The sequence below is a fragment of the Paenibacillus sp. Y5S-9 genome (assembly GCF_036894235.1).
Taxonomy (GTDB): domain Bacteria; phylum Bacillota; class Bacilli; order Paenibacillales; family Paenibacillaceae; genus Paenibacillus.
The window spans coordinates 2,124,277-2,146,067 of sequence record NZ_CP145887.1 but is presented as its reverse complement, the minus strand read 5'-3'; the positions used below and the strand labels follow the sequence as shown (position 1 = coordinate 2,146,067).

Here is a 21,791-nt window from a genome sequence, read left to right as displayed (position 1 = left end):
TAAATCTCAAACTTTCAAGTCGCTATTAGTGGCTGAAATTCATCATTTACAGTCATCATTTTACATTATTTGTAACTCCGTTGCGATTGGGTAATTCGTTTCAGGTATATATAACCAATTATTTTTACTTTATCCAGCAACACTTAAAGCGTTACCAACTTAAGAATCAGGAATTTAGACTCACAAAAACAGGTTGACAAAAAACCACAAAAAAAGATACTCTTCCTAATAACAATGAATATTTCCTCTTACAACCTTAGACAGTAACTTGCATTCAACAAATGGAATATGCGTATGGTTCTAATAACCTATTTCATGAAGCGAGGTGTCCCGCATGAGAACAGTTGCGGACTATTTGGCAGAAACTCTACGTAATCTAGGCGTTACTCATGTCTTTGGTATTATTGGTAAATCCATCTGTCCTGCTGTCCTGAAAATGGTGGATTACGGATTAGAGTTCATTCCAGGCCGTCATGAATCCAGCTCAGGTTTTGCCGCATCCGGTTATGCATTACAGACAGGTAAGCTCGGCGTTGCCTTTGCCACATCCGGCCCAGGCGGAACCAATCTGCTTACTGCAGCAGCCCATGCAAAGGCCAACAATCTGCCTGTACTGTTTATTACGGGTCATCAATCCATTCAGGAACTGGGGCTCCCCCAGTGTCAGGATTCTTCTTCCTATCTGGCTGATCTGGCCGAGATGTTCAGGCCTGCTACGCTATTCAGCAAACTGGTTGAGCGTGGAGATCACTTCGGCACACTGCTGAATCATGCCCTTTCCATTGCACTCGGCCCCAATAAAGGCCCTGTTCACCTCTGTATGCCTTTTGACGTACAGACTGAATTGTTATCCCAATGCCGGATTGTCATTCCCGAACCGGAACCTCTGCTTAGCGTATCTAACCTGAATCGCATTCTTCCTCTCATTCAACAATCCAACCGCCCTTTAATTATTGCTGGTAAAGGTGTAAGTCGCGCCAGAGCCCATGATGAATTGCTTCATTTGGCCGAATCGTTCAACATTCCCGTCATTACTACTCCTGGTGGAAAAGGAGCGATTGCGTGGGACCATCCCCTATACCATGGACCTTGTGGTGTTGGAGGTTTCCCGCATGCAGACGACATGCTGAACCAAAGTGACCTTTATATCGTACTCGGTTCACGTCTGAGTGACATGACCCTCTGCAATCTGAAGCCTGAACATCATCCGGTACACCTCATTCAATTTGACGCTGATCCTACATTTGTAGGCAAGATTCTGAGCGCTCAAACCTTACATATCACCGGTGATTTGAAGGTCAACCTGCAATATTTGCTGGGCACATTAGAAGACCTCCCTACTCCTGTGAGAACCACGACACCCATGGATTACACTGTCCCATTACCAGATCTGCCCCGCCTGTCTCTGGCTTCTGTGCTGGACGGGATGAGTGAACTTCTTCCTTACGATCATAAGCTGTTTGTTGATGATGGCAGCCATGGATTCCATGCGGTTCAGCGATATAAAGTCAAGAAACCAGGCAGCTTTGTGTTTGACGCGTACTTTGCCTGCATGGGTAACGCCATTGGTATGGCGATAGGTGCAAAGGCCGCTTCACCTGAAGAGACCATTGTATGTATCACCGGGGATGGATGTTTCATGATGCTGGGGACGGAGATCAATACTGCGGTATGCAACAACCTGAATGTCATTTTCATTGTCGTTAACAACAAACAATTGGACATGGCACTCAAAGGAATGGAAAAAACAACAGGCAGAATTGATGGCACATTATATGAAGTTCCTATGGATGCAGCCAAATTCGCCGAATCTCTCGGTGCGGTTGCGTATCGAGCAGAAACCCTTGCTGAATTCTCATCTGCGCTGAACACAGCCCAGACGTTGAATCAGGTAACTGTTATTGAGCTTCTGACCGATCGAGATGAAATTCCACCCACGGCTCACCGCACCGTAACTTTGAATTAGGAGGAGCAGATCATGAGTGAACATGTAGCTCAGGGACTAGACCGTTTCGCAAAACTTTCTGGTGAGTACGGCGCAAAAGCCCTTGCACCCATCAAAGAACATTTTCCCGAATTGTCGGAATTTATTATGGGGACAGCATACGGGGATATTTTTCAGCGCACCACGATTACGGATCAATGGAAGGAAGTTGCTATCATCTCTTCGTTGATCACCCAAGGACAGTATGAACAATTAGGAGTGCATTACACGATGGCTCTGAGCGTGGGAGTAACGGTGGATCAGCTCAAGGGAATATTGCTACATCTGGCACCCTGTGTGGGTGCTCCACGCATTATTAGCGCATTTAATATTTTGCTTGCTACCTTGGATGAAATACAGTAATTCACTTTTCTACATTTTTATACATGATTCGACTTTTTTATTGATCTTTTTACATTCCTACCTTTATAATATGGTTAAATTATCCTTCGAACCAGCTCTCATCTTAGAAGCTTTCAGCAGAGTTCCTATGGGGCTGTGTATCCATTAGCAGGATAGCCTTAACTCATTTAAAGGAGAGAGATCAAGCATGGGAAATTTCATTCTGAAGACTGACGTTCCGAACAAGGTGTTAAACATTGAACTGGAGGGTTCTTTCTCTCAAGAAGACGGTTTGCGTTCCATTTCGGCATATCAGGATACGATCGCTCCTCTTAACACCAAGGAGTATGACCTGAACATCGATTGCAAAAAGTTGAATGTTACTGCGCCAGAGATTGTTCCTCTTCTGGAAGGCTGCCTTCAAATGTTCAAAAAAGATGAATATAAAAAAGTCGTGTTGACCCTCGAGAACAACGCGATTCTAAAAATGCAATTGTCCCGACTTGGTCGGTCTGTTGGCCTGGACAATCTCGAAATCATATCTACCGTTACCACTTAATAAACCAGGCGGACAAGCTGTGAATTCACCCTTCCGCTCAAGAGGAGAATGAAGATGGCCGGAATTCGTATTGTAGATATCGATATCTATCATCCTGCAACCAAGGTGCACAATGATTTTTATATTGAACATTTTGATGCAAGAGGTGTAGATATTCGTGGATTGTTAAAGGCACTTGGTCGTGATACACGTTATAAAATTGACAACGATGACGAAAATTCACTAAGCATGGCCTTTGAGGCAGCCAGTAACCTACTGGAGAAAACCGGACTCACCGGTGCAGATATTGATCTGATTGCTTATGCAAGCCAAACGCCAGAATACATCTTTCCTACGAATTCCTTGATGATTCATCGCCTGATTAACGGAGCTTCCCACACGATCTGTATTGACAGTAACGCCAACTGCGCAGGCATGACCGCTGCATTCGAACAGGTTAGCCGGCAGATGCTGGGCAATCCTCGAATTCGCCGGGCATTAATCATCGGCTCCGATTACGTGGCTCCTCACGCCAGTCCCGATGATCCCGTATACTTCGCCAATTTCGGTGATGCAGCAGCGGCGGTTATTGTAGAGCGGGATGAACATGCTGTCGGTTTCATTGATTCCATCTATCAGACGGATACCTGTGTGTATGGTAATTCACTCTTTCCTGCTGAAGGCTTGGCGAAGCTGGGCAAAACGGGTGTGGATGCAGGTGCCTTTCATGTGAAATTCATCCCATTTGATGATTCGATCTGTGTGGACGCCGCTTCGGAGTCCATTCGTACGTTGCTGACACGTAACGAGATTGGACCAGATGAGATCAGAGCCGCCTGCTTCTCCCAGCTATCCATCAGTAACATTCGGGCTGTATCCGAGAACGTCGGCATTGGTGATGATATTGCCGTCTATATCGGAGATGAGTTTGGATACACCTCAACCAGCAGTCCATTCATCGCATTACATCGAGCGGTTACAACCGGTCAGATTCAGCGTGGTGACAAAGTTCTGTTCTGGACCGTTGGAGCCGGATGGCAAAATGTTGCCATGGTGGTTGAATACTAGGTAAACACTTCAAATTCAATAAAACCCTCCCCAGTAGTATACCAGGGAGGATTTTATTTTCTCCTTTTTCTCCCCCTATCATTGGAGATTAAACATCTACAATTGTGAAAATTATCACTTACATATTATTACACAATAAATATGATTTAAAAGTGAAAAGTAGCAGTCCAAATTATTTTATCTTGGAATTGCTACTTTCAATTTTATTATAAATTGGTTGTTATAAGAATTTAAATACTAGAAGGTTTAATCTACCATTTCTGATTATCTGTAAACGGTCCCTTCGTATCTTGCAGCAACAATTCCATCCACCGTATGATAACTAACCAACACCAAGGTTCCTACATAGCCGTCTGGCGTTTTATAGTCCGTAAGATATTTTGGTACTCCAAAACCTACAGGGTAATAATGCACTACAGAAAAAGTTTTACTTTCAAGCATAGGAGTTACTACGTCTGATACACTTGTACTGGTATTTGGTTGAATATTTGCCGCAGACACGCCTGCACTTGAAATGGATGTGGTCAGAATAAAGGAACATGCAGTCAAAATAAGAACTTTACTAAGTCTCAAAATGATCATCTCCTAAATAGGTTTTTTAACTACAAGTTTATTGTATAATATGTAAGTGGATTTAACAACAATATTTGTAAAATATATAATTATGTGTAATTTACTTTAAAATTAATTATTTAATAATACTATCTTTTCAAAGCAAAAAGCAGCCCTATCGGACTGCCAGACTTCTGCTTTTATACCAAACGTTCAGAAAATCTTCTTTGTCTCCCGATCGTCTTTCAGGATCTCTACAGCCTCCCGGAAACGCAAGGAATGTACGATCTCGCGTTCCCTTAAAAACTTCAGACTATCCTGCAGATCCACGTCATCGGTCAGGTCGATCAACCATTGATATGTAGCCCGGGCTTTCTCTTCTGCTGCAATGTCCTCGTAGAGATCCGCAATTGGATCACCCTTTGCAGCAATGTAGGCAGCTGTAAAGGGTACACCGGAGGAATTGGTATAAAACAAGGCAGAATCTCGTTGAGCATAGTTCGGCCCAAGTCCCGCTTCTTCCAGTTGATCCACTGATGCGTCCTTGGTCAACTTGTAGATCATGGTGGCAATCATCTCCAGATGAGAAAATTCCTCTGTAGCAATATCCGTCAACAGACCGATAATCTTGTCTGGAATCGTATAACGCTGATTCAGATATCGAAGGGCAGCGGCCAACTCCCCATCGGCACCGCCATATTGTTCCATCAGCAATTTCGCCATGCGAGGATCACATTTACTAACCCTTACGGGATATTGCAGTTTTTTCTCATACACCCACATGTAAGACGCCTCCCTCTACGTTATCAAAAAACAGCCATTCTTCTAACCCTCGGGCTTCCTGTCCCTAAAGTCATGCAAGGAAGCCTGAGGCTGATGTGTCACACTTGCCATGGCCAGGGCGTCTGAGACCATTCCCACGGATATTTGGAGAAGGCATGACCAAAGTTCATCAGGGGTCCATACAATTGTTGAAACTCCTGCGCCACCCGCGTACGTTCTTGCGTGAATTTGTTATATTGCTCTATGCTCTGATAATCCCCAGGGTGGGTGTCCAGGTACAGATTCAGCTCCACTAATACAAAATCCAGAGCCTGAAGCTCCTCCAGCAGCTCATAGTATTGGGTATCGCACGCTTTTGCTCCTTCAGGTTCCATCCACATCCACCTTCCTTCCCTTCGATCTCGCTGGTGTATAAGGGCTGTATAATGCAGGCCATAACGTCCCCACTCTTAATGCTTCTGCCGGACTGTACTGTGGCCAACCCATAGGCTGAAATGGAATAAATAATTGCGGAGGTACCAGATACGTCCGAATCTCTACTGGTGGACAAGGATCAAACGGCCCCACAAAAGGGGCGTAAGCACGAAGTTGCGGATCTTTCACAGAACAACGCCTCCTATAATACATCGTTGGTGCAACTTAATATTACTGAGGTCCTTCCTTCCAGTTTCCCGTCTCTATAACCATATGACGCTGTCCCCCAAGTTAATCCGAAATTCGTTTCAACTATGTGCAGAATTTCTCCAAATTCTTATTTAAAATAAAAAAAGACCTTCGGTTCGTTCCCCTTTCAGGTAACTTCCAAAGGTCTTATATCCTGGCAGATTTTCGTAATCTGCGTCATTTCATACTTTTGCTCGTCTTATCTTGCTCCTGCAACGAGTTCTATTCTGCTGGTTTTTCTTCCGAATTCATGTCTTGAGGGGCAGATTGCTTGTACACTCGAACCCGGGTAATTCGCAAGCGAGTGGATTCTTCCACTTCAAAAACGTAACCATTCAGCTCTTGCGTTTTTCCCTTGGTTGGATTGCCCCCAAGCTCTTTAAACAACCATCCGCCGATGGTATCCACTTCTTCATCCTCAATGATGGCTCCGGTCCACTTATGAACTTCTTCAATAAGCGAACGACCATCAATGGAAAATGAATCTCCACTGCGTTCCATATGCGGACGCTCATCCTCAAACTCGTCATACAAGTCTCCAACGATCTCTTCCAGAATTTCTTCCGCAGTCAGCAATCCAGCTGTGCCGCCATATTCATCCACAACCAGCGTCATCTGTGAATGTTTCTTCTGCATTAGACGCAGCACATGGCTGATTTCCATGGATTCAGGAACGTTTAAGATTGGACGGACGAGTGAAGCCAGATCATGCTGTTGCTCCGGTTTAGCCAGCAACAGATCGGTGATGTGTATAAATCCAATGATCTCATCCTTGTCTTCTACTGCTACGGGATACCGGGAATGTTTGGTTGCATTAATGATCTCCAGGTTCTCTTCCAAAGACATATGCGTGTACAGACAATCCATGTCTGTACGTGGCAGCATCACTTCACGTGCCAGCATATCAGAGAAATCAAAGATGTTATCCATCAGTTTGATCTCATCTTTATCGATGACACCACTTTTGGCACTCTGCTTCATCAAAATTCGAAGTTCATCTTCCGAGTGAGCTTCTCCTTCACTGGCAGGTTCGATACCCGCCAGACGCAGCAATGCATTAGCCGATACATTCAGTACCCAGATGAACGGGAAGAAGATTTTGTAGAACAACAGCAAGGGCGCAGATAAAAACAATGCCACTCCGTCTGTTTTTTGAATTGCCAACGATTTAGGCGCAAGCTCACCCAGCACAATATGCAGAAACGTAATGATACAGAAACCGATAATGACCGACACGGTCGAAATAAGCCCTGTATCTCCTACACCGAGCTTAAACATGAGAGGCTCAACGAGCAATTCAGAGATGGCTGGTTCTCCCAGCCACCCGAGTCCAAGCGATGTCAGCGTAATCCCGAACTGAGTTGCCGATAGATAGGAATCCAGTTTACTATTCACCTTCAGAGCGTAACCAGCCATACGATTTCCTTCACTCTGCAATTGAGTTAAGCGTGTCTGCCTTACTTTCACAAGGGAAAATTCCGCTGCGACAAATACGCCATTCAAAAATACGAGCAAAAAGACACAGACCAGATTAAATACCAGCTGCCCAAGATGAAATTCGGTATGAATATCCAAGTTGAAACTCCCCTTTTCTATCTATTTCAGGAATACACCTGGAATATCAACGTGTGATTGCCTTTCTTGATTTGAAATCCACACCCTTGTAATACATATCTGCCACTAGCAGGTTTGGTCCGCAACAGGATGCAATATCGCAATGGCAGTTAACCGTCTGATTCAACGGATGTTCAGCTGACCATTCATGGAACACATCATCCAGTTTACGATCACGAATGTTGCCAAACGCCGGGATATCCGCGAAATCCGTCACATACACATTACCCGTGAACATGTTGACGTTAACGCGGTTGCGTCCATCCGGATCGTTACGTACCGTCACATTTGGTTCGCTGTATAAACGATTGATCAGTTCCCGATCCTGCTCTGCTGCACTGCACGCGAAGAATGGCAAGGTACCGAAGAGCATCCACATATCCTTGTCACGCACATCAAGCAAACGATGAATCGCTGCTCTCATATGGTCCAGTGATAACACTGGCAACGACGAAGCAAAGTTCGAGTTATACATCGGATGCACTTCATGACGAACACAGCCCATCTCACGAATCAATTGGTGAATACCATCCAGCTTGTCGTGCGTACGGAAGTTAATCATCGACTCCGCAGAGATAAACATGCCTGCTTCACTCAGTTTGCGTGAATTTTCAATCATTTTCTCATACATCTTCACCGCTACTTCACGTTTCACAGGTCTGCCACTATTGGCAAATCCAACTTGATGGAAATCGTCAGCATTCAGATAGTTGAATGAGATATGCATAACGTCCAGATAAGGTAAAAGTTGCTCATACCGGCTGATATCCAGCGTTAAATTCGAATTGATCTGGGAACGTATTCCACGTTCCTTGGCATATTTGAGCAGCGGGATAATCATCTCATCCACTGTTTTCTGGCTAAAGCTTGGCTCGCCACCCGTCAGACTAATCGTCTGCAGATGCTCCACTTCATCCAATCGTTTCAGCATCAGAGGGAGCGGAAGAGCCGGCGCTTCACGCATCGTAAGCATATCTCCCACGGCACAATGCTCACACCTCATGTTACACAGATGTGTCACGGTCATTTCTACACTGGTCAGCACATGGCGTCCATATGTACGCAGAGAGCCGATGGGATCCCACGGATCATTGGTCGGCGATAAAGGCATCGGTTGTACCGATCCTGAGTTTAGCATGGTCATTGTTCTTCACCTTATTCCTTTTATTAACCTAAAAAGTTTTATTTACATCATACCTTGTGTTTCTCTTTTTGGAGTTATCTTTTATCATAGCACAATTTTGAATGCTCCGGCATACGTAGACCCTGTCCATTACATGACAAAAAACGCTCAGGCAACTCTGGACCGCATTACGAAACGGCCCGGATATTACGACATGAGCGCTAATCATCTTTCAAGTAGTTCAGCTTTCCACCTGTTCACTTTGAGCCGCTGTAGGTGTATCCTCCACACCCTCTACACCTGTGATCATCACAGACAGAGCAGTCAGCAGGTTAATTTCATAAGGCGAAGATAAAGTCTGGCCGTCCGCATCTTTTAGAACACGGATAAGCGGACGTTGAGGAACACGTGAATGAATTGATGCAACTACCCCAACTTCTCCCGTACTGAGCTTGACTGAAATACCTACTGGGTATATCGCGACACAATCCCTGAACTTCTCCAGCATCCGTTGTTCATAGAGGGTTCCTGAACCTGTATACAACACCTCTACTGCCTGATGGGGCAGCAAGGCTTGCTTGTACACCCGATTCGTCGTCATGGCATCATACGAATCAGCAAGCGCAATCCATTTGGCATATTCATGAATTTCCTTGTCTTTCAAACCAAAGGGATATCCACTGCCATCAATTCGTTCATGGTGCTGCAGTGCACAATGCGCAGATAGAAGCGGTATGCCTGGTTCATCTTTGAGAATACGGTGTCCATATGTAGTGTGCTGCTGAATGATTTTGAATTCCTCGTCACTCAATCTGGAGGGTTTATGCAAGATTTCTGGTGCAATCTGTGTTTTGCCGATATCATGCAACAAAGCGCCCAGACCAATCTCCATTAATTGCTGGCGTGTGTAACCCGAAGCTACTCCAAGAACCAGCGTATACACACATACATTCAGGGAATGGTTATACAGGTCAAAATCACTGGAGTTCATGTCCATCAGCATAATCATGGCTTCCTTCTGACTGCCGATGTCTTCCAGAATGGCATTCATCACACCACTAAGCGCTTTACCGAAATGAGGAATCTGATTTTTGGTTTTCAGTCCTGACATACTTTGAAATTGCTGTTTGATCTCGACCAGTGCCTTCCTCCTGGTCTCTTCCTGCAACATTTCAGGAACGATGATGTCCTCTGTCGCAGCATCTTTAATATACACATAACCGACCCCGAGATCCTTAAGGCGTCCAATCAATCGACTGGTTAGCTCTACATCCTCACTAAGTAATACAAGGCCTTCTTCACTATAAATACGTTTCCCCAGCTTCATGCCAGGCTGCAATAAGTTTATATGTACTAAACGCACAGCCTATCCTCTCCCGCTCCGTAGATGTAATTACCACTAGCCGCCGCTTCAGCAGAAGGCAAGTACTTAAATTAGCTTTGATGCCAGCGGGCTCGCAGGCTGTCGTCCAGAGCCCCTGGTCGTTTTATTTCCGTTTCCAGCAAATCGCGTATGAATTCCGGAAGATGATAGAGCGTACGGGTTCCATGAGCCAGAGGAGGATACCCCACATTGAACGTAAACATGTCCAGTGTTCCAACGATATACTCACATTGTTCGTCCATAGGCTCCCCATTGATGGATATGGTCTGGATCTTCTCATAGGCTGGCGCATCTGGATTGTATTGAACTTCCATTCCGTCCATACATAACGTGCCTAGAATATGACCACGAAAACCAAATCCCACAATGGGCTTACCTGAAAACTCGTCCAACAAGGACTGCTCAAGTGCTTCACGAATATGACTTCCACTCAAGCATATTGTACAAGCATTTATAGGAGATGGACATAGGGAATGCAACATTCCTTTTGTAATATTACCTTGTGGAAGCTCTCCGAGAAGCTGACCTGCATTCACCAGAGACAGCTGTGCCCCCGTGAAATGACGAACAGCTTGTGCAAGCAAGGTAGCAAACGGGGATTCCCGGTCATACGCGATGGGCAGCACCCGATCGGTTATCACTGCCGTCTGATTGAGTGTCCTTTCGGCTTCCGTACGATTCGTAGCGATTGCCAGCGCGACCTGATCATCCAGTAAAATACTCTTGGCAGCCATACAACCGCTACTTATCAGTTGAAGAGGTTCTCCCACACTTGTTCGTTCCAGAGCCACTTTCCCAAGCCATTGGCCAAATTTCCCAGCTGCGCCCAGCACGGTCTGACCAATGACTAATGGTTCTTCGAGAACATGATGGGTATGTCCACCGAGAATAACATCAATCCCAGTAATCTGCTCCGCCAGTCTCCGATCTGTCGAAAGCCCCAGATGTGAAAGAATAACTACCACATCCACTTCATCATGTAATGCTTCCACTTGTGCTCTTAGTGACTCCACAGGGTCCAGAACATCCCACCCGAGCAGTTCGTAAAACGTGGTAAAAGGGGCCGTTGCCCCCAGCAGGCCAACGCGAAATGGACCTTTCTCCACAATCAGAGAAGGTTTCATCCACACTGGCGCAAGGCCAGTATCTTGCTCCACAACATTGCCGCATACCACAGGACACAGAAGTCCAGCGTAGGACTGCGAGAGCTGATCAGGCGTAAAGGTTAGTCCTTCATTGTTACCGATTGTAATGGCATCGTAGCCCGTCAGGTTAATAACATCAACATTAGCCGTACCCAGTGTTCCCTCTGTTTCAACGGCCATGCGGTCCATATGATCGCCGATATCCAATACAAGGAAGTTGCCACCTTGGTCACGTTCCTCATTGATCATAGCGGCGATGGTGCTCATGGAGCCGAAGTGGCTATGGATGTCATTGGTGTGCAGAATCGTTAATGTTTGCTTCTCCCTGGTGCTCATCACACCGCCTCCCCTGCTCTTCAATAAACGTTCATTCTTCTAATGGATAAGCATAACATTTTCCGCGTCGTTATGATATATTTAAAGGGTTTAGAGATCAAAAAGAGGTGAGTCATATCTATGAAATTGACAATTCAACTATTTGCAGGCATTGCAGAACGTTTAAATACATCCCTTCTGGAGTTTGAGTACATTGGAGACATTCCAACCGCTGCCGATGTAAAAGAAAAACTGAGTCTGGCCTACCCCGAAGCAGCTTCTCAGATAAAGTCATCCTTTTTGGCAGTTAACCAGCAGTACGCTCCTGCCGATACTATACTTAGCTCAGACGATGAACTTGCGTTGATCCCTCCCGTCTCTGGAGGCGATGGTACGGATATTTCCGATGAGAAGCATCCCTCTACCTCCCTAGAGCATCGGACTGAAGATGGCTTATTTCTGATTACAGAGTCCACCTTGTCCGTGGAAGCAACAACGGCGCTAGTGATTACCCCGAATCACGGGGCAGCTCTTACTTTTGTAGGTACGACTCGTGAAATGACCGGTGAACAGCGCACCGTGCATCTTGAATACGAGGCCTATGTGCCGATGGCTCTTTCCCAGATGGCGGCCATTGGTGTGGAAATCTCCGATCGCTGGCCTGGTGTGTTATGTGCAATCAGTCACCGAATCGGCAAAGTGGATGTGGCAGAGATTAGTGTAGTCATTGCCGTTTCCTCGCCTCATCGCAACGACTGTTATGATGCAAGCCGTTACGCCATAGAGAGACTCAAACAGACCGTTCCGATCTGGAAAAAGGAAATTTGGGAAGATGGATCTGAATGGAAAGGACATCAATTAGGACCATGGAACCCCATGAAGAACTAAATAATGAGCCTTTACACCTTTTAGACAGAGTGGGTTAATAGTAAATAAGTCGTTGTCAACCCATTTTTTTCTTGTTATTATAATCATATGTGTCGATATTAGTCGAGAAAAGGTGGTTTATACGTGAGAGTGCATGTTACTGATCTTAAACCGGGTGACCTGTTAAAAAATGATGTATACAACAGTTCGGGTCTCCACATGCTGATGAAAGGTTCCACCCTCAGTGAAGATGACCTATCCAAACTGTTGCAACATGGAATCGAGTACGCAGATGTAGAACACACAACATCCGACCTACACTCTGATGCACAAACCTTACCTTCCGATCAAACCCGTCTGTTAACTAACTTGTTTAACGATACGATCAAAGGTACTGAATCTCTATTTCAACAAGCAATGGAGAAGGGTTTTATTGATGAGACACAGGTCGATGAGATTTTGTTCACCCTAACAGAACAGTTGGAAAAACAAAAAGATGTTGTCTCCTTGTTGCTTATGCTGGACGGGGATAGCGATTATACGTACAACCATTCCTTGCAAGTCGGAATGCTCGCTTTTTATATCGCCGGCTGGATGGGTTACAACCCCGAGGAATGTCTAACGGTAGCCAAAGCAGGATATCTTCATGATATCGGCAAGTCCAAGATTCCTTCTGAAATGTTACATAAACCTGGTAAATTGACCACGGAAGAATTTGACGAAATGAAGAAACACACATTCTATGGGTACGATATCATTAAAGAATCCACGCAGGATGAAATTCTGGCAATGGTTGCACTTCAGCATCATGAGCGCGAGGATGGAAGTGGTTATCCTCATGGACTGCGAGGAGACGAGATCCACCCATATGCCCGTATAACTGCTGTAGCGGACGTTTACAGCGCCATGACGACGAATCGGGTGTACCAGACCAAACAGGAACTGATCTCTGTTCTGTGTGAACTGTACAGCCTCAGCTTCGGTCAGTTAAATGCTGAAGCAACGCAAGAACTGATCAAACACATGCTGCCTAATTTTATCGGTAAAAGGGTTCTGCTCACCACAGGTCAGACGGGGCTCATTGTCATGAATAATCCTGCGGATTATTTCCGACCACTCGTTCAGACCTCTACGGCCTTTATCGATTTAGCGAAGGAAAGAGATATTGCTATCGTTGAAATTTATGTACAGTAATTATGTAACAAGCCTATCTGTTCATTTTACACAGCACACAGTATGCATACGAAGCAACAAACAGGAAGTAGCTTGAATAACCAACTCTGAGGTTTGCATATGACAAAGGGAAGCCGTAATCGGCTTCCCTTTTGTCTATTCCGATTCGATCATGTTGGATTACACGCAGAATGCTTTTGTGATGATAACCAACAGAATGAACAGTACCAAGATTGCACCAGTGTTTGTGAACATATTGTATCCGCCAACGCCGCCTACTCCGCCTACGTTGCCACCACAGCCATATCCTACTTCGCTCATGTGATTGCCTCCTCTTCATCAGGTATACCCTAACATATGACGTTTCCGGTGGAATGAACCGGGCGAACAGGCAACATTCGATAAATGGTTGTCTGTCTGCATCTACCTGAGTGGATTATCCTTTTGCTATTCCTGTTCTTTGCAGGGATCTATATGTCGGAATCCGAATGAACCTGGATGCCCTTTTCCTTGCGGTACATGATAACAAGTAATCTCCAAAATTCATAACTGCCTTTGTCGTTCATAATAAACGGTCGATAATAATCAAATGCTTGCTGCGCCCATGCGGGACAATCCATATTGGAAAGTTGCTGCTGTTGCTGAATCCATCCCCCTTGAATCTCCAGCGTTTTCTGCATGGCTTCAAACATTTTCTTCTGCTCAGTGGTCATCGGCGGAGCCTCCTCTTCCTGAGATGCAGTTCCGTATTCGGCCTGTAGATATGCACCTGGTTCCGTCACACCATCATCGCTGGGTGTATACCCGTAAGATGGTGCACTTGTTTTACGAATCTCATAATGTACATGCGGGCCAGTACTCTGACCCGTGCTTCCCTGATTACCGATAAGCTGGCCTCGCTTCACCCGCTGCCCAACGGTTACGGCAATTCGCGAAAGGTGAGCATAACAATGCAAGTAGCCACGATGATCTTGAAGAGCAACGGTAAGCCCGTAACCGCCGAATCCGGAGCCTGTAACTCCTTCGGAAGCAAAACGTACCCTACCTTCCATAAAGGCGTAGACGGGGCCATTCCAGGGCTCTGTCACGAGATCAATTCCGCGGTGAAATGTCTGTCCACCATGAATGGGATGAATTCGATAGCCGAATGAACTTGTAATCCGATAGCCCTCGAAAGGGTTTACGCTCATACACTCACATCCTTTTCTATCATTAAATGCTTAAATCTATGAAATGGCTTGTGCTATTGGTCTTATTTTATTCCACAAAAATACCGCTCAGAATACATTTGGGAAACCTTATGGTCTCTCTCCAACGTATATTCCAAGCGGCGCTATGCTACTATGATTACTCTATCAGTTACATATACTAAGTTTTAATTCCAACCACTATACACTCCTAATTCAGAGGTCTGTATATGACCCCTAGCTGATCCAATTCCTGTCCTGCTCTTCCATAAAATCCGGCTATATACCACCCTGCTGGTGCTTCAAGTTTAATTTGATCCGATGTCTTTTGTCCGCCTTCAATTTTATTTCCAAGATTGGTCAACAACTCCACGTAAAAGATCCGTTTATCTCCATTTCGTGTCCCCTGACCAATGGTTGCCTGGGTTAAGTACTCTCCGTCTGCCAAGTTCAATGTGGAAATGTTTGATTGACCACCATGTGCCAGGTTCGTTCCATCCCTGTACAACGTTGAAATGCCGTCTACACGATTGCCTGAGTTAAGCACCACTGAGCTAGGTCTGGACTCCGGAATATGATTTAGATCATTAAACCCAGTTCCTCCGGATCCTCCGATTGTTGAACTTAGTTGGTACTGAGAAGATGTGTTAAACACGAATTCCGCTGTAATCGGATAATGATCGGAGAGTTGCTTCCCACTCGGATCAACAAACGTTTGATTTTCCAAACGATAACTCTGTGCATTAAGGGACAATGCTCTACTTCCGCGATACAAAATTTTATCGACTATTTCATAGTTCGGGCCATGTATATCGCTTGCATCCATAAGAGCATCCCCATCAGCGGGAATACTTCCACCTCGAATCAAATCGATCCACGGATCTCTTAATCCATTCTCAGACATGAGTAGCTCTATATTGTCAGCGGCACGGGTGTACCGTGTATTGGTATCCCCAAATACGATAACCGCGTTCCCGTCCGAGTGCTCCTTGATGTAATTGGAGAGTTGTCTGATATTATCTCGTCTTGCCTCAAGCGATTTATCATCGCTACCTGCGTCCGCATGCAAGTTGTACACGTCCACTTTCACCTGAGGTGTGATCTCATATGTAGCTGCTGTAAATCCTTTTGGAGTCAATTCATCACTTCCATTGTCAAAAAGACCAGATCGCTTATCCCAGGTAATACGTTTCAAGTCACGGAATGGATATTTGGACAGACTGTTCAACCCACTACCAAAACCCGCAATTCCGCTTGTCGTCGTCAGATACGGCAGAGTGACCTGAGATATCAGCTCATTATGATAATTAAAATCCTCTTGCACATTAATAATGTCATAGTCATTTAATTTCGGGGAAATCTGAACGGTGTACTCCTTGGGGTTGGAACTGGATACCAGATCCGGAAGACCACCTACATTGTAACTAAGTACCTTGAATGAACCCGATATCGTTCCACCTTCTGCTGCACTCGCCGTTGATAAAAATAAAGGCCAGCTCGTAAAGGCAACAACAGCAGACATTACCAATGCTGCTCCTTTTTTAACCATACTTATTCGCATTATATACCTCCTCATATTAGAATCTATTCAAATATATGTAATATTCGTTAATGGAAGAATAACGCTGGTCTATTCATTTGTAAATATACAAATTGAACTAAAGAACATTTTCACTTGCCACTCCAATGACAGAATAACCTTCTGAACGCTGTTATCACGAGATTTTTTGAATAAAAATACCCCCTAGAAGACTTTTTAAAGAGTCTGCTCTAGAGGGTATTCGATCACATGAAATTATATCTACCGCTTAACATCAGCAACTAGCTTCAGCTTCACGGCTTCGAATGGCGCTGCATTGGATTAACCAATAGAGCCTTCCATTTCGAACTTGATCAATCTATTCATCTCAACGGCGTATTCCATTGGCAATTCCTTCGTGAATGGCTCAATGAAGCCCATGATGATCATCTGTGTTGCTTCTGCATCAGTCAGACCACGGCTCATCAGGTAGAAGAGTTGATCCTCAGACACTTTGGACACTGTAGCTTCATGCTCCAGCATGATGTTATCATTCATGATTTCATTGTAAGGAATTGTATCCGATGTAGACTCATTATCGAGAATGAGTGTATCACACTTGATGTTGGATTTCGCGCCCTCAGCTTGACGTCCAAAGGAAGCCAAACCACGGTACGTTACTTTACCACCATGTTTACTGATGGACTTGGATACAATCGTAGATGTTGTATCCGGAGCCAAGTGGATCATTTTCGCACCTGCATCTTGGTGCTGGTTTTTACCAGCAACAGCGATGGAAAGTACGGAACCTTTAGCTCCACGGCCTTTCAGTACAACCGCTGGATATTTCATCGTCAGTTTGGAACCGATGTTACCATCGACCCATTCCATCGTTGCATTTTCTTCTGCAACCGCACGTTTCGTAACGAGGTTGTAGATGTTTGGTGCCCAGTTTTGGATCGTTGTGTAACGAACACGAGCATTTTTCTTACAAATGATCTCAACGACCGCACTGTGCAGTGAGTTCGTGCTGTAGATTGGAGCTGTACAGCCCTCTACATAGTGAACGAAGCTGTCTTCGTCCGCAATGATGAGTGTACGCTCGAATTGTCCCATGTTCTCGGAGTTAATCCGGAAGTAGGCTTGCAGAGGCACTTCACATTTAACGCCCTTAGGCACGTAGATGAAGCTTCCTCCGGACCATACCGCACTATTCAAAGCAGCAAATTTGTTATCTGCTGGTGGAATAACCGTTGCAAAATATTCACGCAGGATTTCCGGATGCTCTCTGAGAGCCGTGTCCGTATCCATGAAGATTACACCTTGGTCTTCCAATTCCTTTTGCATGTTGTGGTATACAACCTCGGATTCATACTGAGCCGATACACCTGCAAGGAACTTTTGCTCTGCTTCAGGAATACCCAATTTATCAAAGGTTTCCTTGATTTCGGAAGGAACTTCCTCCCATGTTTTACCTTGTTTTTCAGAAGCACGAACGTAGTACTGAATTTCATTGAAATCCAATCCGTCGAGATCTCCGCCCCATTTCGGCATTGGCATCTTTTCGAATTGTTTCAAGGATTTCAAACGGAATTCCAACATCCAATCCGGTTCATTCTTAATCTTGGAAATCTCGGTAACCACTTCTGCAGTCAGACCTTTACCGGTTTGAAAGATGGATTTGTGCTCGTCGCGAAAACCATACTTGTACTCTTCCATTTCTGGTGCTTTTTTAGCCATCTTGCTCTACCTCCCTATCGTTATTGTACTTTGTTCTCTTCGTCAATCCCTTTGCGTAATGCATTCCAGGCCAGAGTGGCACATTTGATGCGTGCAGGGAACTTGTTCACACCGGATAGGGCTTCGAGATCTTCATAATCGTCGAAATCGACTTCTTCACCTTTCATCAGTGAGGAAAAACGGTTAGCGATATCGAGTGCCTGTTCCATCGTTTTGCCTTTGACAGCCTCCGTCATCATTGATGCAGAGGACATGCTGATGGAGCAGCCTTCACCCGTATATTTGGCTTCCTGAACGATTCCGTCTTTCAGCAAAATTTGCAGTGAAATCCGGTCGCCGCACGTTGGATTGTTCAAATTCACCGTGACAGCGTCATTATCAAATGTTCCGCGGTTACGCGGATTTTTGTAGTGGTCCATTATAACACGTCTGTACAGATCATCAAGTTGCATCGCCAAAATACTCCTTTGTCTGGATTAAGGCGCTGACAAGCCGATCTACATCTTGTTCGTTATTGTATAGATAGAAGCTGGCACGAGCTGTTGAGCTAACTTCAAGCCAGCGCATTAGCGGTTGACAGCAATGGTGTCCGGCACGAATGGCTACGCCACTCGCATCCAGAACGGTTGCCACATCATGCGGATGAACATCCCCCAGATTAAAGGTAACGACACCCACATGCCGCTTCGCTGGGCCATAGATCGTTAACCCATCGATCTCGGCCAGTCGTTCTGTTGCATAAGCTGCCAGCACACTCTCATGATGTGCGATCTCATCCATACCAATCTGCTCCAGAAAATCAATGGCAGCTCCCAACCCTACCGCACCTGCGATAATCGGGGTTCCACCCTCGAACTTCCAGGGAAGCTCTTTCCAGTTGGATTCGTACAGACCCACATCATCAATCATTTCACCGCCGAACTCAATGGGTTCCATGGACTCCAGCAGCGCCTTTTTGCCGTAGAGTGCACCGATTCCGGTTGGTCCGCACATTTTATGACCGGATAATGCATAGAAATCACAATCCAGATCTTGAACGTCCACCTTCATGTGAGGTGTACTTTGTGCGCCATCAACAACGATGACAGCACCATTGCGGTGTGCAATTTCAGCAATTTGTTTCACAGGATGGATCAGCCCCATAACATTGGATACATAAGCGATCGCTACAATTTTAGTATTGTTTGTAATCGTCTTCTCAACATCAGCCAATTCAATGTGACCATCAGGCTGAAGCGGGATGTATTTCAATGTTGCACCTGTCTCCTTGGCAACCTGCTGCCAAGGAATCAGATTACTATGGTGCTCCATTTGCGTGATAACAATTTCATCGCCTTCTTTGCAATTGGCGCGGGCATAAGATGAAGCCACCAGATTCAGGGCTGTCGTTGTCCCGCGGGTAAAGATAATCTCCTGTGTACGGCGGGCATTGATAAACTTGGCTACCTTCTCACGTGCGCCTTCGTAAGCGTCCGTTGCACGGCTTCCAAGAGTATGAACACCGCGATGTACGTTGGAGTTCTCATACTCATAATAATGTTTGACTGCTTCGATCACAGCACGAGGCTTCTGTGAAGTCGCAGCACTATCTAAATATACGAGCGGGTGTCCGTTAATTTCCTGGTGGAGGATCGGGAACTGCTCGCGAATGGACGGGTTCATTGTCCCAGCTTCTTCTCAATCAGGGACTGCAATTGGGTGCGCAGTGCTTCCAAAGGAATATCCGCCACCACCGGAGCCAGGAAGCCATAGATGATCAGGCGTTCGGCATCCGTACGGTTAATTCCGCGCGACATCAAGTAATGAATCTGCTCGGCATTGACTTGACCAACAGAAGCCGCGTGACCTGCTGTTACATCATCCTCATCAATCAGAAGGATTGGGTTGGCGTCTCCACGTGCTTTAGGGCTCAGCATCAACACTTTCTCTGTCTGCTGTCCATCGGCTTTGGTAGCGCCTTTCTCAATCTTCGTGATCCCGTTGATGATTGCAGAAGCTTCTTCACGCATAACTGCACGTGTAATCATCTGACTTGGTGTATTCTTGCCGAAGTGACGAGCTTCTGTGGTGTAGTTGATTTTCTGTGAACCGGAACCTACAGCGATGACTTTGGAATCAGAACTTGATCCATTGCCTTTCAGCACGGTCATCGTGTTGCTCGCTGTGTCGCCATTGTTCATTTCGCCTACAATCCACTCGATGGAAGCATCATTCTCCAGCACTGCACGACGGAATGAAACATCAGTTACATTCACACTCAGTTGATGAACCGATGCGAAACGTACTTTAGCACCGGATTTTGCGAATACTTCCACAACACCATTATGGAAAACAGGTGCGGACAATTCGCCAGATACATAGTTATCCACATAAGTTACTGAGCTGTTCGCTTCTGCAACCACAAGCACGTGAGGTGCAAACGTTGCAGATGCGTCATCCGTAAGCAACACTGCTTGCAGTGGTACTTCGATTTCGACATTTTTCGGAACATACAGGAAGACCCCGCCATTCCAAAGTGCCGCATGCAATGCAGCGAGGGAATGCTCATCGGCTTTCACTGCTGTGTTCAGATATGGTTTTACCAGATCGCCATGTTCGCGAACCGCTGTAGCCAGATCCGTAAAGATAACTCCTTTTGCTGCCAGATCAGCAGACACTTTGGAGTATACTGTACCGGAATTGCGCTGGATAACCAGACTGCCTTCCGCTTGATCCTGAACCAGATCTTTGATAGAAGCAGGTACTTCTGTCAAAGAAGAAATAGCTTCACTTGTTTTATATGTTCCGTACTCGCTGACATTCCAGCGTTCGATTTTTTGTTTTTCCAGTTTAGGAAGCGCAAGCCCGCTCGCAAGCTTTAAAGCTTCGAGCCGCTGTTCGGTCAACCAGCCGGGTTCATTGTTGCTTTCCGACAAGGCGCGAAGCGCTTCAGATTCAACCGGAAGAATTGTTTGTGTAGTCATTGATTAATCCTCCTCCGTTTTGTCTTTACGCTTCTTGACCTACAGTTTCGTCTGTAATTCCCAGCTCTTCCTTAACCCAGTCATATCCTTCAGCTTCCAGACGGTGTGCCAGTTCAGGTCCGCCGGATTTCACGATACGACCTTGCATCATAACGTGTACGTAGTCAGGAGTAATATAGTTAAGCAGGCGTTGATAGTGAGTGATGATCAAGAAACCACGATCTTCGCTCTTCATTGCATTTACACCGTTTGCTACGATTTTCAAAGCATCGATGTCCAGACCGGAGTCAATTTCATCAAGTACTACGATTTTCGGATCAAGCAGCATCATTTGCAGAATCTCGTTACGTTTTTTCTCACCACCGGAGAAACCTTCATTCAGGTAACGGTGAGCGAACTCAGGGTTCATGTCGAGTTCTTTCATTTTACCTTCCATTTGACGAATGAACTTGATCAGGGAGATCTCGTTACCTTCGCCGCGACGTGCGTTAATTGCACTACGCAAGAAGTCGGAGTTTGTAACACCTGCAATTTCACTTGGGTATTGCATAGCCAGGAATAGACCTGCACGTGCACGCTCATCTACTGCCATATCCAATACATCTTCACCATCAAGTGTAATTGTACCGTCAGTTACTTCATATTTCGGATGGCCCATCAATGCAGAAGCCAGAGTTGATTTACCTGTTCCGTTCGGACCCATGATTGCGTGGATTTCTCCACCTTTCATTTCCAGGTTGATGCCTTTCAGGATTTCCTTACCTTCGATCGTCGCTTTCAGACCTTCAATGACGAAATTCGTAGCCATGTGTATTGTTTCCCTCCATTGAT

The 21,791-nt window shown here is 45.5% G+C and carries 22 protein-coding genes; 6 read left to right on the top strand and 16 right to left on the bottom strand.

Going from position 1 to position 21,791, the window contains the following annotated elements; translation table 11 throughout:
• Positions 1-334 precede the first annotated feature (334 nt).
• From V6669_RS09655 to V6669_RS09640, 4 genes are all read left to right on the top strand, one after another.
• Complete coding sequence (locus V6669_RS09655; RefSeq protein ID WP_338593297.1) at positions 335-1,966, top strand: thiamine pyrophosphate-binding protein; 1,632 nt, start codon at positions 335-337, stop codon at positions 1,964-1,966.
• Between the two features lie 12 nt (positions 1,967-1,978).
• The gene (locus V6669_RS09650; protein ID WP_338593294.1) at positions 1,979-2,347 is read left to right on the top strand and encodes a carboxymuconolactone decarboxylase family protein; all 369 of its coding nucleotides are present in this window, start codon (positions 1,979-1,981) and stop codon (positions 2,345-2,347) included.
• A 187-nt stretch (positions 2,348-2,534) separates the two neighbouring features.
• Positions 2,535-2,885 (top strand): hypothetical protein, encoded by a 351-nt coding sequence (locus V6669_RS09645; protein ID WP_091032592.1) that lies wholly within the window; start codon positions 2,535-2,537, stop codon positions 2,883-2,885.
• A gap of 54 nt (positions 2,886-2,939) precedes the next feature.
• Positions 2,940-3,932 carry a 3-oxoacyl-[acyl-carrier-protein] synthase III C-terminal domain-containing protein gene (locus V6669_RS09640; protein WP_338593289.1) on the top strand — a complete coding sequence of 331 codons (993 nt, stop codon included), beginning with the start codon at positions 2,940-2,942 and terminating at the stop codon, positions 3,930-3,932.
• A gap of 264 nt (positions 3,933-4,196) precedes the next feature.
• Here the strand turns inward: V6669_RS09640 and V6669_RS09635 are convergent, their stop codons facing one another.
• The 8 genes from V6669_RS09635 to V6669_RS09600 all read right to left on the bottom strand — a co-directional run bounded on the left by V6669_RS09635 (position 4,197) and on the right by V6669_RS09600 (position 11,532).
• On the bottom strand, positions 4,197-4,505 hold the full coding sequence (locus V6669_RS09635) for a hypothetical protein (protein WP_338593285.1): 309 nt from the start codon (positions 4,503-4,505) through the stop codon (positions 4,197-4,199).
• Between the two features lie 192 nt (positions 4,506-4,697).
• Entirely contained in the window at positions 4,698-5,267 is a 570-nt protein-coding gene (locus V6669_RS09630) for a manganese catalase family protein (RefSeq protein ID WP_036669914.1), read from the bottom strand.
• Positions 5,268-5,365: 98 nt separating this feature from the next.
• Positions 5,366-5,641 carry a spore coat protein CotJB gene (locus V6669_RS09625; RefSeq protein ID WP_036669913.1) on the bottom strand — a complete coding sequence of 92 codons (276 nt, stop codon included), beginning with the start codon at positions 5,639-5,641 and terminating at the stop codon, positions 5,366-5,368.
• Positions 5,631-5,870, bottom strand: a complete 240-nt coding sequence (locus V6669_RS09620; protein WP_017689526.1) for a spore coat associated protein CotJA — start codon at positions 5,868-5,870, stop codon at positions 5,631-5,633. Before V6669_RS09620 ends, V6669_RS09625 begins: the two co-directional genes overlap by 11 nt.
• 282 nt (positions 5,871-6,152) lie before the next feature.
• Positions 6,153-7,505, bottom strand: a complete 1,353-nt coding sequence (locus V6669_RS09615) for a hemolysin family protein (protein ID WP_338593278.1) — start codon at positions 7,503-7,505, stop codon at positions 6,153-6,155.
• Positions 7,506-7,551: 46 nt separating this feature from the next.
• Positions 7,552-8,688 carry a radical SAM/CxCxxxxC motif protein YfkAB gene (yfkAB, locus tag V6669_RS09610; RefSeq protein WP_091032604.1) on the bottom strand — a complete coding sequence of 379 codons (1,137 nt, stop codon included), beginning with the start codon at positions 8,686-8,688 and terminating at the stop codon, positions 7,552-7,554.
• Between the two features lie 220 nt (positions 8,689-8,908).
• Complete coding sequence (locus V6669_RS09605) at positions 8,909-10,030, bottom strand: HD-GYP domain-containing protein (RefSeq protein ID WP_338593273.1); 1,122 nt, start codon at positions 10,028-10,030, stop codon at positions 8,909-8,911.
• 71 nt (positions 10,031-10,101) lie between these two features.
• The gene (locus V6669_RS09600; protein WP_338593270.1) at positions 10,102-11,532 is read right to left on the bottom strand and encodes a 5'-nucleotidase C-terminal domain-containing protein; all 1,431 of its coding nucleotides are present in this window, start codon (positions 11,530-11,532) and stop codon (positions 10,102-10,104) included.
• Between the two features lie 120 nt (positions 11,533-11,652).
• Between V6669_RS09600 and V6669_RS09595 the strand changes: the two genes are divergently transcribed.
• Together V6669_RS09595 and V6669_RS09590 are read left to right on the top strand one after the other, a co-directional pair.
• Entirely contained in the window at positions 11,653-12,399 is a 747-nt protein-coding gene (locus tag V6669_RS09595) for a molybdenum cofactor biosynthesis protein MoaE (protein WP_338593267.1), read from the top strand.
• A 123-nt stretch (positions 12,400-12,522) separates the two neighbouring features.
• Complete coding sequence (locus tag V6669_RS09590) at positions 12,523-13,572, top strand: HD-GYP domain-containing protein (RefSeq protein ID WP_338593265.1); 1,050 nt, start codon at positions 12,523-12,525, stop codon at positions 13,570-13,572.
• A 159-nt stretch (positions 13,573-13,731) separates the two neighbouring features.
• Here V6669_RS09590 and V6669_RS09585 read toward each other — a convergent pair whose 3' ends face one another.
• The 8 genes from V6669_RS09585 to sufC form a co-directional block, all read right to left on the bottom strand.
• Positions 13,732-13,872 (bottom strand): hypothetical protein, encoded by a 141-nt coding sequence (locus V6669_RS09585; RefSeq protein WP_017689533.1) that lies wholly within the window; start codon positions 13,870-13,872, stop codon positions 13,732-13,734.
• Positions 13,873-14,021: 149 nt separating this feature from the next.
• On the bottom strand, positions 14,022-14,741 hold the full coding sequence (locus V6669_RS09580; protein ID WP_338593263.1) for a M23 family metallopeptidase: 720 nt from the start codon (positions 14,739-14,741) through the stop codon (positions 14,022-14,024).
• A gap of 208 nt (positions 14,742-14,949) precedes the next feature.
• Entirely contained in the window at positions 14,950-16,299 is a 1,350-nt protein-coding gene (locus V6669_RS09575) for a jacalin-like lectin (protein ID WP_338593261.1), read from the bottom strand.
• Positions 16,300-16,599: 300 nt separating this feature from the next.
• Positions 16,600-17,997 carry a Fe-S cluster assembly protein SufB gene (sufB, locus tag V6669_RS09570; RefSeq protein ID WP_076209130.1) on the bottom strand — a complete coding sequence of 466 codons (1,398 nt, stop codon included), beginning with the start codon at positions 17,995-17,997 and terminating at the stop codon, positions 16,600-16,602.
• A gap of 20 nt (positions 17,998-18,017) precedes the next feature.
• On the bottom strand, positions 18,018-18,449 hold the full coding sequence (gene sufU / locus V6669_RS09565; RefSeq protein WP_017689537.1) for a Fe-S cluster assembly sulfur transfer protein SufU: 432 nt from the start codon (positions 18,447-18,449) through the stop codon (positions 18,018-18,020).
• Positions 18,439-19,659, bottom strand: coding sequence for a cysteine desulfurase (locus tag V6669_RS09560; protein WP_076318350.1), 1,221 nt, complete (start codon positions 19,657-19,659; stop codon positions 18,439-18,441). Before V6669_RS09560 ends, sufU begins: the two co-directional genes overlap by 11 nt.
• Positions 19,656-20,960, bottom strand: a complete 1,305-nt coding sequence (sufD, locus tag V6669_RS09555; protein WP_091032628.1) for a Fe-S cluster assembly protein SufD — start codon at positions 20,958-20,960, stop codon at positions 19,656-19,658. The genes V6669_RS09560 and sufD overlap by 4 nt, the downstream gene beginning before the upstream one ends.
• A 25-nt stretch (positions 20,961-20,985) precedes the next feature.
• Positions 20,986-21,768: a Fe-S cluster assembly ATPase SufC gene (gene sufC, locus V6669_RS09550; RefSeq protein ID WP_062833524.1), complete on the bottom strand. Its 783-nt coding sequence runs from the start codon at positions 21,766-21,768 to the stop codon at positions 20,986-20,988.
• Between the last annotated feature and the right edge of the window lie 23 nt (positions 21,769-21,791).

Excerpts from the sequence above, each read along its gene's own strand:
- V6669_RS09655 (WP_338593297.1), top strand. The coding sequence starts at position 335 with ATGAGAACAGTTGCGGACTATTTGGCAGAAACTCTACGTAATCTAGGC.
- V6669_RS09650 (WP_338593294.1), top strand. The coding sequence starts at position 1,979 with ATGAGTGAACATGTAGCTCAGGGACTAGACCGTTTCGCAAAACTTTCT.
- V6669_RS09645 (WP_091032592.1), top strand. The coding sequence starts at position 2,535 with ATGGGAAATTTCATTCTGAAGACTGACGTTCCGAACAAGGTGTTAAAC.
- V6669_RS09640 (WP_338593289.1), top strand. The coding sequence starts at position 2,940 with ATGGCCGGAATTCGTATTGTAGATATCGATATCTATCATCCTGCAACC.
- V6669_RS09630 (WP_036669914.1), bottom strand. The coding sequence starts at position 5,267 with ATGTGGGTGTATGAGAAAAAACTGCAATATCCCGTAAGGGTTAGTAAA.
- V6669_RS09625 (WP_036669913.1), bottom strand. The coding sequence starts at position 5,641 with ATGGAACCTGAAGGAGCAAAAGCGTGCGATACCCAATACTATGAGCTG.
- yfkAB (WP_091032604.1), bottom strand. The coding sequence starts at position 8,688 with ATGACCATGCTAAACTCAGGATCGGTACAACCGATGCCTTTATCGCCG.
- V6669_RS09600 (WP_338593270.1), bottom strand. The coding sequence starts at position 11,532 with ATGAGCACCAGGGAGAAGCAAACATTAACGATTCTGCACACCAATGAC.
- V6669_RS09595 (WP_338593267.1), top strand. The coding sequence starts at position 11,653 with ATGAAATTGACAATTCAACTATTTGCAGGCATTGCAGAACGTTTAAAT.
- V6669_RS09585 (WP_017689533.1), bottom strand. The coding sequence starts at position 13,872 with ATGAGCGAAGTAGGATATGGCTGTGGTGGCAACGTAGGCGGAGTAGGC.
- V6669_RS09580 (WP_338593263.1), bottom strand. The coding sequence starts at position 14,741 with ATGAGCGTAAACCCTTTCGAGGGCTATCGGATTACAAGTTCATTCGGC.
- V6669_RS09575 (WP_338593261.1), bottom strand. The coding sequence starts at position 16,299 with ATGCGAATAAGTATGGTTAAAAAAGGAGCAGCATTGGTAATGTCTGCT.
- sufB (WP_076209130.1), bottom strand. The coding sequence starts at position 17,997 with ATGGCTAAAAAAGCACCAGAAATGGAAGAGTACAAGTATGGTTTTCGC.
- sufU (WP_017689537.1), bottom strand. The coding sequence starts at position 18,449 with ATGCAACTTGATGATCTGTACAGACGTGTTATAATGGACCACTACAAA.
- V6669_RS09560 (WP_076318350.1), bottom strand. The coding sequence starts at position 19,659 with ATGAACCCGTCCATTCGCGAGCAGTTCCCGATCCTCCACCAGGAAATT.
- sufD (WP_091032628.1), bottom strand. The coding sequence starts at position 20,960 with ATGACTACACAAACAATTCTTCCGGTTGAATCTGAAGCGCTTCGCGCC.
- sufC (WP_062833524.1), bottom strand. The coding sequence starts at position 21,768 with ATGGCTACGAATTTCGTCATTGAAGGTCTGAAAGCGACGATCGAAGGT.